This is a genomic window from Bacillus sp. JJ783 (genome assembly GCF_036963225.1).
Classification (GTDB): Bacteria; Bacillota; Bacilli; order Bacillales; family Bacillaceae_G; genus Bacillus_A; species Bacillus_A cereus_U.
On record NZ_JBALMG010000076.1, the window covers coordinates 46,665 to 58,245 of the forward strand.

Consider the following 11,581-nt stretch of genomic DNA (forward strand, 5'->3'; position numbering starts at 1 on the left):
GTTAACCAATTACTTTTTGAATACGATTTAAAACTTTTTCTTTTCCAAGAAGAGCAATAGCGTTAGGAAGCTCTGGACCATGTGTTTGTCCAGTAGTAGCAACACGGATTGGCATAAATAGGTTTTTACCTTTATGTCCTGTTTCCTTTTGAACTGCTTTAATAGCCGCCTTAACTGCCGCTGGCTCCATTGCCTCTAAAGCTTCTAATTGATCGGCAAATGTACGAAGTACTTCAGGTACTTGTTCACCCTTCAATACTTCTTGTCCCTCTTCTTCATGATCAACATGATCTTTAAAGAACATTTCAGAAAGCTCTACAATTTCAGCTCCAAAGCTCATTTGGTCATGATATAAAGCAATTACATCACGAACCCACGCTTGTTCTTGCTCACTTAAGTTTTCGCCTACGCGACCCGCTTTCACTAAATGCGGTAAGCTTAGTTCAACAACCGTATCTAAATCTTGTTTTTTCATATATTGGTTGTTCATCCATTTTAGTTTTTGAGAATCAAATAATGCAGGTGATTTTGATAAACGAGCTGCATCAAACATTTTGATAAACTCATCTTGAGAGAAGATTTCTTCTTCACCTACTGGTGACCAACCTAGTAATGCAATAAAGTTAAAGATTGCTTCTGGAAGATATCCAAGCTCTTTATATTGCTCAATAAATTGAATAATAGATTCGTCACGCTTACTTAGCTTTTTACGGCTTTCGTTTACAATTAAAGTCATATGACCGAACTTCGGAATATCCCAACCGAAAGCTTCATAAATCATCATTTGTTTTGGCGTGTTTGAAATATGATCATCACCACGAAGTACGTGTGTAATCTCCATTAAGTGATCATCTACCGCTACCGCAAAGTTATAAGTTGGAATTCCATCTTTTTTCACAATAACGAAATCACCAAAATCATTTGAATGGAATGCAACTTCATCTTTTACGATATCTTTAAACGTGTAGTCGCTATCAGCCGGCACACGGAAGCGAATACTTGGAATACGGCCTTCAGCCTCAAAACCTTTAATTTGCTCCTCAGTTAAATCACGGTGGTTTCCTGCATAACGCGGTGTTTCACCACGAGCGATTTGACCTTCACGCTCTGCCTCTAGCTCTTCTTCTGTCATATAACATTTGTAAGCTAAATCACGCTCTAATAAATCTTCATATAATTTTTTATAAATATCTAAACGCTCTGTTTGACGATATGGTCCAAATTCACCACCAACATCAACACCCTCATCCCAGTCCATACCGAGCCATTTCAAGTATTTTAATTGGCTTTCTTCTCCACCAGCAACATTACGTTTCACATCAGTATCTTCAATACGAATAATAAACTTACCATCTTGATGACGAGCAAATAAATAATTAAATAATGCCGTACGCGCATTTCCGATATGTAAGTGTCCTGTTGGACTTGGCGCATAGCGCACTCTCACTTGCTTTTCCATAATTGGTACACCTTCCAATCTTAATGTCAACACATTCTATAATTGTACACCAAAAAAACGTGATTATCCATCTTACGAATTAAAAACCACTATTTTTTCTGTAATAAAACAACCGCTTGAGAAGCAATCCCTTCTTCTCTACCTGTAAATCCTAATTTTTCTGTTGTTGTTGCCTTTACATTAATATTATCAATAGACGTTTCTAATAGTTCACTAATGCGTTTACGCATGCTTTCAATATGCGGTGCCATTTTTGGCTTTTGGGCAATAATTGTACAATCTAGGTTCCCTAGTTCATAACCTTGTTCACGCACAAATTCCCAAACCTTTTGTAACAACACAGCTGAATCCGCATCTTTAAAGGCAGGATCTGTATCAGGAAAATGTTTTCCAATATCTCCTGCTGCAATTGCTCCTAGACATGCGTCAGCAATCGTATGTAACAATACATCTGCATCCGAGTGACCGATTAACCCTTTTTCATGAGGAATTGTAATTCCGCCGATAATTAACGGTCTACCTTCCGCAAATTCATGCACATCAAAACCTTGTCCAATTCGAAACATTCTTTACATCCTCCTCAATCTAAACTACTTTATGAATTCTATATTATATTGCTATCTCTATAAAGAAAAGCCCGGCAACGGCCGAGCTTTTCTTTACTATAATACCATCACTTCTATTTCTTCTGAACATGAAGGAAGCTTTCAGCAATTAGTAAATCCTCTGGAGTCGTCACCTTGATATTATAGTAACTCCCCTCTACTACGCCTACTTGCTTCCCGACACGTTCTACGAGACTTGCATCATCTGTACCAAGAAAACAACTTTGCTTTGCACTTCTATGAGCTTCTAATAAAAGAGGAACAGAAAATCCTTGTGGTGTTTGAACCGCTTTAAGCTGAGAACGTTCTACCGTTTCAACAACAACACCCTGTTCTACTTTCTTAATGGTGTCCTTCACTGGCACCGCACAAATGGAAGCACCATATTTCTCTGCTGCAGTTAATACATCTTGCATCATCTTATTCGTTACGAACGGGCGCGCACCATCGTGTACGAGAACATACTCAACACCACTCACATACTGAAGCGCATTATACACACTATCTTGTCTTTCGGCCCCGCCTTGAATAAATTGCACCTGCTTTTCAACCGGATACTTCTGCATTAACTCCTCAAAATAAGGGCGTTCCTCTTCGTTAATTGCCATGATAATGCGTTTACATGCTTTATCTTTTTCAAAAGCACGTAATGTATGCACAATGATAGGTACTCCATTTATAAGTAAGAACAACTTGTTTTTGCCAGCACCCATCCGTTTTCCTTGACCCGCTGCCGGAATAATTAACGTATACATATTAATAATCCTCTACTTATAATGCTTTTTCTAATAATTTACGTTTTGCGAAAATCATACGACCAGCCGATGTTTGCAACACACTTGTAACTAGTACATTAAGTTGCGAACCGACAAATTCTCTACCGTCTTCTACTACAATCATCGTACCATCATCTAAGTATGCAACACCTTGATTTTGCTCTTTACCATCTTTTACAACATAAACACTTAATTCTTCGCCAGGGAGTACGACTGGTTTAATTGCATTTGCTAAATCGTTAATGTTTAACACTGTTACTCCTTGTAATTCAGATACTTTGTTTAAGTTGAAATCATTTGTTACAACAGTTCCACCAGTGATTTTCGCTAACTTTACAAGCTTGCTATCCACTTCTTGGATATCCTCGAAATCGCCTTCATAAATTTCCACCGGAATTGGTAGCTCTTTTTGAATACGATTTAAAATGTCTAATCCTCTGCGACCACGATTACGCTTTAAAGCATCAGAAGAATCGGCAATATGCTGAAGCTCTTCTAATACGAATTGTGGAATCACAATTGTTCCTTCTAAAAACTTCGTTTGGCAAATATCCGCAATACGTCCATCAATAATTACACTTGTATCGAGAATTTTCCAATGAGTTGTAGATTTTTCTACCTCTACCTCTTCGTTCTCGCTATTGTTTTTCTTCTTACCTCCGCGCTGGGGTAATGTAAATAATCCTAGCAATTCATTTCTCTTTTTAAATCCTACTTGGAATCCTAAATAACCAAGTAAAAGAGTAAAGAACACTTGTAATACTGTACTAATGACTGGAATCGTGAATTCACGAATTGGTATCAAAATTAAATATGCAACAATAAGACCAGAGATCAACCCTAATGTACCAAATAAAACATCCGCTACCGGTGCCTTTACAAGGGCTTCTTCGATATGTTTAATAAGTTGAACAATATAATCCACAAGCCAAAATGTTGTTAAAAATAAAATAATTGCACCAATAATTGCACGAACGTACGATCCCTCAAGCCAAGGAACAGCACCGACGTCCAATACATTAATAACTTTTGGGATTAGAAAAATCCCTAACGCTCCCCCGATCACTAAAAAGAAGAGCTGTACGATCCTTTTTAACATCCAACCACCTCCTACTCATTATTAACCATTGTTTTGCTAATCAAAACGCCGAATGCAAAAGCGGACGTGTTTTTTTTGTAAATAGTTTTATTTACCAATATACCATATCATATACCAAAAATGTTCTAGTGTCGTTATATTATGGAATCAATGTAATATTCTTAATTGTGTCTACTCATATAGAGATGCTCTTGAATTCTTTTTAGGCCCTCTCGTATTTTCTTCGCCCTAACTTCCCCAATTCCTTCCACATCATCCAATTCATTAATAGTTGCACGACAAACACCTTGTAACGTTTTAAATCGATTAATTAAATTTTCAATGATAAGTGGTGGAACACGAGAAATTTTGCTTGCGATTCGGTATCCCCTCGGTGTCACGCTTACTTCTAAGCTCATTTGCCCTGGATAGCCAAGCAATTTAACTAAATCACTATCCTCTAGAAGCTGTGTATTTGCAAGATCTTGTAACTTTTTCAAAATTTGATGGTGATCCTGCGTTTTTTCTTGATAATAATCCTTAATTAATAACGCTGCCTCTGCTTCTAAGTCGGCTAGTAATTCTGTAAGTTGTAAACGAATTAACCTTCCTTCCGTTCCTAACTCATGAATGTAGCTCAATATTTCATTTTTAATACGCAGTACCATTTCAACACTATGTAAAACGTGAACTACCTCGGACATTGTAACGACCTCTTCAAATTCTAGAATGCCCAAATTCGTAATCCCATCATTCCATACAGCTTTATATTTTTCTAACGTTTGAATAGCTTGGTTTGCCTTTGTTAAAATTACACCTATATCTTTTAGTGTATAACGTAAGTTCCCTTGATATAGTGTAATTACGTTACGTCTTTGTGAAATAGCCACAACAAGGCTAGCCGTCTGCTTTGCTACACGCTCTGCCGTTCGGTGACGCATACCTGTTTCAATAGAATCAATGGATGGATCTGGAACTAATTGTGCATTTGCAATTAAAATTTTGCTCCCAGTTTCATTTAAAATAAGTGCCCCATCCATTTTTGCTAATTCATATAAACTAGCCGGTGAGAATGCACAATTAATGTGAAATCCTCCATCAACAATACTTTTAATCTGCTCATTATACCCAAGAACAATTAGCCCTCCAGTTTGCGCACGAAGTACGTTATCTATCCCTTCGCGTAGTGGTGTTCCTGGGGCAACGAGCTGTAGAATGTTAATCATACTTTTGACACGTTGCTTGTTTTCCTCCATAGCCTAGCCTCCTAATGTCAAACGAAGCGCCTCTCCTAAATTAGAAACACCTACTACCTCAATCCCATCTGGAATTGTCCATCCTCCCAAATTTTTTCTAGGAATAATAGCACGTTGAAATCCTAATTTTGCTGCTTCTTGTACACGTTGTTCAATTCTTGATACTCTTCTTATTTCTCCAGTTAGGCCTACTTCTCCTATTACCGCATCGGTTGGTGCAGTAGCTTTATCTCTGAAACTTGAAGCAATACTTAAGGCAACAGCTAAATCGATTGCTGGTTCATCTAATTTCAAGCCACCCGCGACTTTTAAATACGCGTCTTGATTTTGCAACAATAAACCTGTTCTTTTTTCTAGCACTGCCATAATAAGTGAAACGCGGTTATGATCAATTCCCGTCGCCATTCTTCGAGGATTTCCAAAACTAGTAGGGGAGATTAATGCTTGTATTTCTACTAAAACCGGTCTTGTTCCTTCCATTGAAGCAACCACTGTGGATCCTGCAACTCCAACTGGACGTTCCTCAAGGAAAATTTCAGAAGGATTTAGTACTTCTGCAAGACCTAGTTCCTTCATTTCAAAGATACCCATTTCATTTGTGGAACCAAAACGGTTCTTCACAGCTCGCAAAATACGATATGTATGGTGACGATCTCCTTCAAAGTAAAGAACTGCATCAACCATATGTTCTAGCATACGTGGCCCTGCAATTGCCCCTTCTTTTGTCACATGTCCGACGATAAAAATAGGAATCCCTTTCGTTTTTGCAAGTTTCATTAATTCCGCTGTACATTCACGTACTTGCGCTACACTTCCTGGGGCTGACGTCACTTCAGGTAAATGTATCGTTTGAATAGAGTCAATAACAACAAAAGCTGGATTCATCTCTTCAATGTGCGCTGCAATTCGCTGTAGATCAGTTTCTGCTACAACAAATAGATTACTACCCTTTACATGCAAACGATCTGCACGAAGTTTAATCTGCTTTGCTGACTCCTCACCTGATATGTATAGTACATCATATGAAGAATCTGCTAATTGCGATGAAATTTGTAATAACAATGTTGATTTCCCAATCCCAGGGTCTCCACCAATAAGTACTAAAGATCCATCTACAATCCCGCCACCAAGTACACGGTTAAACTCTTGAAATTTCGTTTCAATACGCGCCTCAGACTTTGTTTCTACCTCTGTTAAGCGTCTTGGTTTTGTTACTTCTGATTGAATTGCATTGGCATAATTAAGGCGCCTTGATGATACAACTGGTTCCATCTCTTCAACAAGCGTATTCCATTTACCACATCCAGGACATTTCCCCATATATTTTGGCGACTGATAACCACACTCTTGACATGTGAATTTTGTTTTCTTTTTAGCCATATCTTTTATAGTTCACTTCACTTTCATCTACAAACGTTTATCCTTCTCGTACAAGAAAGAGGGCTATCGCGTAGCCCTCTTTGTTTGTCTATACTTATTTTACCTTTTCCGCACTATGAATGACAAATGATTCTCCTTCTATATCAAAGATAACTTTTTGCCCTTTCTCAATAGCACCTTTTAACAGTTCTTCTGATAGTCTATCTTCTACATGTTTTTGAATTGCTCTACGAAGCGGACGAGCACCGTACTCTCGATCAAATCCTTTATCAGCAATTGCTGAAATTGCTCCTTCTGTTAAGTGCAATTCAATCTCTTGTTCTTTTAAGCGATTCACTAACTGATTCACCATAAGAGTTACAATTTCTTGAATATGTTTTTTCTCAAGCATATGGAACACGATAATTTCATCAATACGGTTTAAGAATTCTGGACGAAATGCTTTTTTCAATTCATCCATTACTTTACCTTTCATATCTGAATAATCGCGGCTCTCATCTTGTACGTTAAATCCAAGATGTTTATTACGTTTTAATGCGTCTGCACCAACATTAGACGTCATAATAACAATTGTATTACGGAAATCAACTGTACGTCCTTTAGAATCTGTTAAACGGCCATCTTCTAATACTTGTAGTAAAATATTAAACACATCAGGATGAGCTTTCTCTACTTCATCTAATAAGACAACTGAATATGGCTTACGACGAACTTTCTCTGTTAATTGTCCACCTTCTTCATATCCAACATATCCTGGAGGAGATCCAACTAAACGAGAAGTAGAATGCTTTTCCATGTACTCAGACATATCGATGCGGATCATTGCATCCTCATCACCGAACATAGATTCCGCTAACGCCCTCGCTAGTTCTGTTTTACCTACACCAGTCGGTCCTAGGAAAATAAATGAGCCAATTGGACGTTTCGGATCTTTTAATCCCGCTCTCGCACGACGAACAGCTTTTGCCACAGCTACAACTGCTTCATCCTGCCCAATTAAACGATCATGTAAAATTGATTCCAAGTTTAATAATTTATCTGTCTCTGTTTGTGCAAGTTTAGAAACTGGAATACGTGTCCATGTGGAAACGACATTTGCAATATCTTCTACTGTTACTTCTGAGTTTTCTTGTCCTTGTTTCTCTTTCCACTGACGCTTTGTATCTTCTAACTTTTCACGTAAACGTTGTTCCATATCACGTAAGGAAGCAGCTTTTTCAAATTCTTGGCTTTGCACAGCTGCATCTTTTTCTTTTCTAATTTCCTCAAGCTTCACTTCAAGCTCTTTTAAGTTTGGCGGTGTTGTATAAGAACGTAAGCGCACTTTTGATGCGGCCTCATCAATTAAATCGATTGCTTTATCAGGTAAAAAACGGTCTGTAATGTAACGATCTGAAAGTTTTACAGCCGCATCGATTGCATCATCTGTAATAGATACGCGGTGATGCGCCTCATAACGGTCACGTAAACCTTTTAAAATTTGAACTGATTCTTCTAAGTTTGGTTCATCAACATGAATTGGTTGGAAACGTCTTTCTAATGCCGCATCCTTTTCAATATATTTACGATATTCGTCTAAAGTTGTTGCACCAATACATTGTAATTCACCACGTGCTAAAGATGGTTTTAAAATATTCGATGCATCAATTGCACCTTCCGCCCCTCCTGCACCAATTAACGTATGAAGCTCATCAATAAATAGAATGATGTTACCAGCTTGGCGAATCTCATCCATCACTTTCTTTAAACGATCCTCAAATTCACCACGATATTTTGTTCCAGCAACAACTGTACCCATATCTAATGTCATAACACGCTTATCTCTTAAAGTTTCAGGAACTTCATTATTTACAATTTGCTGTGCTAATCCTTCCGCAATTGCTGTCTTACCTACACCAGGTTCTCCAATTAATACTGGATTGTTTTTTGTTCTACGGCTTAACACTTCAATTACACGTTGAATTTCTTTACTACGTCCAATAACAGGATCTAAACGATTTTCACGTGCAACAACTGTTAAATCACGCGCTAGACTGTCAAGTGTAGGTGTATTCGCATTTGTTGATGAACCACCTTGGTGACCTGAACTAGCTTCATTACTTCCAAGGAGTTGTAACACTTGTTGTCTTGCTTTATTTAGGCTTACACCTAAATTATTTAAAACACGTGCTGCTACACCTTCACCTTCACGGATTAAACCAAGTAAAATATGTTCTGTTCCAACGTAGGAATGGCCCAATTTACGAGCTTCGTCCATAGACAACTCAATAACTTTTTTAGCACGAGGTGTGTAATGTACTGTTTGAGAAGCTTCCGTTCCACGTCCAATTAATGCTTCTACCTCTTTTTGAACTTTCTCTGGACTTAATCCAAGAGCAATTAACGCTTTTGCTGCAATTCCTTCACCTTCGCGTACAAGCCCAAGTAAAATATGTTCTGTTCCAATATTATTATGCCCAATGCGAATTGCTTCCTCTTGAGATAAAGCCAATACTTTCTGTGCTCGTTCTGTAAATCTTCCAAACATCATAGAAATCGCCTCCTACTTGCGCTTAATTTTGTTCAATTCGTAATCGCTCACGGATTAAGGTTGCTCTTCGATAATCTCTTTCTTCTGGTCCTAGAGCTCCTCCTGCATATTGTTGCAAAATGCCCGGTTGAGTAAGAACCATTAACTCAGTTAAAATATTTCTCGATATACCTTGTATATACCCTAAGTCAATACCAAGTCGTACATCTGATAAGCAAGTGGCTGCTTCTGCAGATTGAATTAAACGACTGTTTGCTAGTATTCCGTAAGAACGATATACTTTATCTTCAAGCTCAATACTTGAATTTTGTACAATTAATTCTCTAGCCACTTTTTCTTGATGGATGATTTGTTGAATGACACTCTTTAAATCTGCAATAATATCTTCTTCTGATTTCCCTAGTGTCATTTGATTTGACACTTGAAATATATTACCTAACGCTTCGCTACCTTCACCGTATATTCCTCTTACTACTAACCCTAATTTTTGAATTACTTGTATAATACGGTTAATTCTTTTCGTTAAAACCAGTCCCGGCAAATGAATCATTACCGAAGCCCTTAATCCTGTACCGACGTTAGTGGGGCAACTCGTAATATATCCAAGCGATTCATCAAAAGCATATTCAACCTGTTCCTCGATCCAATTATCTATTTGATTGGCACTTTGAAGCGCCTCTGATAACTGTAAACCTGAAAATAGGCACTGAATCCTAACATGATCCTCTTCATTAAGCATGATACTTATATGTTCACTTTCTGATAGTAGGCATGCTCCGTATTCTGTTCCTGCAAGATTTGGACTAATTAAATGCTTCTCAACTAAAACTCTCCTTTGAAGAGGATTTAATTCATTCATTTTTAATAGTTCAAACTCCCCAAAAGGTTCTACAGGTTTATTTATAAACTTCTTCTTAAATAACTCATGAATCTGCTTAGCTTCTTCCTCGTTTTGCATAGTAGAGAATTGATATTTTTTAAAATTACGAGCCAAACGAATTCGACTACTTAAAACAATATCAGAATCAGGACCATCCCCCTTCATCCATGGACTAATCGCTTCATTCATGATTCTGTCCAGTGACATAGAACTATTCCCCCTCTCTATGCTCACTAAGCTGATTTACAAGACCTCGAATTTTATCTCGTACTTCAGCCGCTTTCTCAAATTCCTCTTTCTGTACATATTGTTTCAGATTGAGTTTTAGTTCATCTAATTCTTTCTTTAAGTAGATATTTCCTTCTATACGTTCAGGAATTTTTCCACAATGATCTGTATGCCCACCGTGAAGACGTTTTAACAATGGTTTTAAATGCCCCTTAAATGTATCGTAACAAGAAGCACATCCAAAGCGTCCCACTTTTGTAAATTGTTCATATGTCATCTTACAATTTGGACATCTTGATATATTTGTATTTGAAAATGCATCTTGCCCTTCTTCAGACATTGCTGGTTCACCATGCAATAATCCGGCTAATAGGTCATGGAATGAAAAATTAGACTGCGGTGATTGAAAGAAAGACGTATAGCCACTTTGTTCTGCACATTGCTCGCAAAGATGAACTTCCGCCTTTTTTCCGTTGATTACTTTTGTATAATGTAAAGTTGCTGGTCTCATATTACAATTTTGACAAGTCATCGCTATCCCCCACCTTTACAACAGGAACGATCTATCTCATGCTACTTTTCATACATTACTAGATTGTTCTCTTTCCTTAATCCATTTAGTAAAAGCACATGTCATCTTTCAAAATTCCTACAATATTAAACTGCATTATCTTGGTTATCATTCTTAACAAAAGTTATATTTATTTATATTTCAGTGTTCTTAACATTGCGCATAATATTCGAGCCCTAAGTTCATCTCGAGAAGGAACATCCATTAATAATACAGAACGATCTAGTACGCTTAACATAAGTTTAGCTTCACGATTTGTTATGATACCTTCTTCTATTAAACGTATAATCATGCTTTCTGCATTTCCTTGCGCGACACTATGATCAATCATATGAAGCATTTGATCAATAATGTCTATATCATCATGCAATTTGACTTTTATAATGCGAATGTAACCTCCTCCACCTCGTTTACTTTCTACTACAAATCCTCTTGCCAACGTAAAACGGGTATTGATTACATAGTTGATTTGAGACGGCACACAATCGAATCGATCAGCGATCTCATTCCTCTTGATTTCAATCACATTATTATTGCTTAAGTCAATAACTTGCTTTAGATATTTCTCAATGATATCAGATATATTTCTCATTTATCCGCCACCTTTATTGACTTTGACTATCTTTGACTTTAATTATATACGTATTAAAAAAATTTGCAACTCTTTTGCTTATTCACTATCCTAGCCACATTTCCCAGTCTTTAATCAAAAGGACGATTCTTTAAGTAAAGATTTTTCGAATTACTATGAATTATAAAAAGAAACACGAAAAAACACGAGTCATTTGACTCGTGTTTTAGTTGCTTGGCGACGTCCT

The 11,581-nt window shown here is 37.3% G+C and carries 10 protein-coding genes; all 10 read right to left on the bottom strand.

The window, feature by feature from the left end; genetic code table 11:
• Position 1 precedes the first annotated feature (1 nt).
• Entirely contained in the window at positions 2-1,459 is a 1,458-nt protein-coding gene (gltX, locus tag V7038_RS17015; RefSeq protein WP_002113298.1) for a glutamate--tRNA ligase, read from the bottom strand.
• Positions 1,460-1,548: 89 nt separating this feature from the next.
• A complete protein-coding gene (ispF, locus tag V7038_RS17020; protein WP_000488386.1) occupies positions 1,549-2,025 on the bottom strand; it encodes a 2-C-methyl-D-erythritol 2,4-cyclodiphosphate synthase in 477 nt (158 codons plus the stop codon).
• Between the two features lie 113 nt (positions 2,026-2,138).
• Positions 2,139-2,819, bottom strand: coding sequence for a 2-C-methyl-D-erythritol 4-phosphate cytidylyltransferase (gene ispD, locus V7038_RS17025; protein ID WP_002113297.1), 681 nt, complete (start codon positions 2,817-2,819; stop codon positions 2,139-2,141).
• Between the two features lie 16 nt (positions 2,820-2,835).
• Positions 2,836-3,939, bottom strand: a complete 1,104-nt coding sequence (locus tag V7038_RS17030; RefSeq protein WP_002113296.1) for a PIN/TRAM domain-containing protein — start codon at positions 3,937-3,939, stop codon at positions 2,836-2,838.
• A gap of 161 nt (positions 3,940-4,100) precedes the next feature.
• On the bottom strand, positions 4,101-5,174 hold the full coding sequence (gene disA, locus V7038_RS17035; protein ID WP_002113295.1) for a DNA integrity scanning diadenylate cyclase DisA: 1,074 nt from the start codon (positions 5,172-5,174) through the stop codon (positions 4,101-4,103).
• 3 nt (positions 5,175-5,177) lie between these two features.
• Entirely contained in the window at positions 5,178-6,554 is a 1,377-nt protein-coding gene (gene radA, locus V7038_RS17040) for a DNA repair protein RadA (RefSeq protein ID WP_002113294.1), read from the bottom strand.
• A gap of 94 nt (positions 6,555-6,648) precedes the next feature.
• Positions 6,649-9,084, bottom strand: coding sequence for an ATP-dependent protease ATP-binding subunit ClpC (gene clpC / locus V7038_RS17045; RefSeq protein WP_002063405.1), 2,436 nt, complete (start codon positions 9,082-9,084; stop codon positions 6,649-6,651).
• Positions 9,085-9,106: 22 nt separating this feature from the next.
• The gene (locus tag V7038_RS17050) at positions 9,107-10,171 is read right to left on the bottom strand and encodes a protein arginine kinase (RefSeq protein ID WP_002113291.1); all 1,065 of its coding nucleotides are present in this window, start codon (positions 10,169-10,171) and stop codon (positions 9,107-9,109) included.
• A 4-nt stretch (positions 10,172-10,175) separates the two neighbouring features.
• Positions 10,176-10,724 (bottom strand): UvrB/UvrC motif-containing protein, encoded by a 549-nt coding sequence (locus V7038_RS17055; RefSeq protein WP_335471042.1) that lies wholly within the window; start codon positions 10,722-10,724, stop codon positions 10,176-10,178.
• Between the two features lie 169 nt (positions 10,725-10,893).
• Positions 10,894-11,355 carry a transcriptional regulator CtsR gene (gene ctsR, locus V7038_RS17060; RefSeq protein ID WP_002113288.1) on the bottom strand — a complete coding sequence of 154 codons (462 nt, stop codon included), beginning with the start codon at positions 11,353-11,355 and terminating at the stop codon, positions 10,894-10,896.
• Positions 11,356-11,581: the final 226 nt, after the last annotated feature.

Coding starts and splice junctions, on each gene's coding strand:
- V7038_RS17050 (WP_002113291.1), bottom strand. CDS start 10,171: ATGTCACTGGACAGAATCATGAATGAAGCGATTAGTCCATGGATGAAG.
- V7038_RS17030 (WP_002113296.1), bottom strand. CDS start 3,939: ATGTTAAAAAGGATCGTACAGCTCTTCTTTTTAGTGATCGGGGGAGCG.
- ctsR (WP_002113288.1), bottom strand. CDS start 11,355: ATGAGAAATATATCTGATATCATTGAGAAATATCTAAAGCAAGTTATT.
- radA (WP_002113294.1), bottom strand. CDS start 6,554: ATGGCTAAAAAGAAAACAAAATTCACATGTCAAGAGTGTGGTTATCAG.
- clpC (WP_002063405.1), bottom strand. CDS start 9,084: ATGATGTTTGGAAGATTTACAGAACGAGCACAGAAAGTATTGGCTTTA.
- disA (WP_002113295.1), bottom strand. CDS start 5,174: ATGGAGGAAAACAAGCAACGTGTCAAAAGTATGATTAACATTCTACAG.
- V7038_RS17055 (WP_335471042.1), bottom strand. CDS start 10,724: ATGACTTGTCAAAATTGTAATATGAGACCAGCAACTTTACATTATACA.
- gltX (WP_002113298.1), bottom strand. CDS start 1,459: ATGGAAAAGCAAGTGAGAGTGCGCTATGCGCCAAGTCCAACAGGACAC.
- ispF (WP_000488386.1), bottom strand. CDS start 2,025: ATGTTTCGAATTGGACAAGGTTTTGATGTGCATGAATTTGCGGAAGGT.
- ispD (WP_002113297.1), bottom strand. CDS start 2,819: ATGTATACGTTAATTATTCCGGCAGCGGGTCAAGGAAAACGGATGGGT.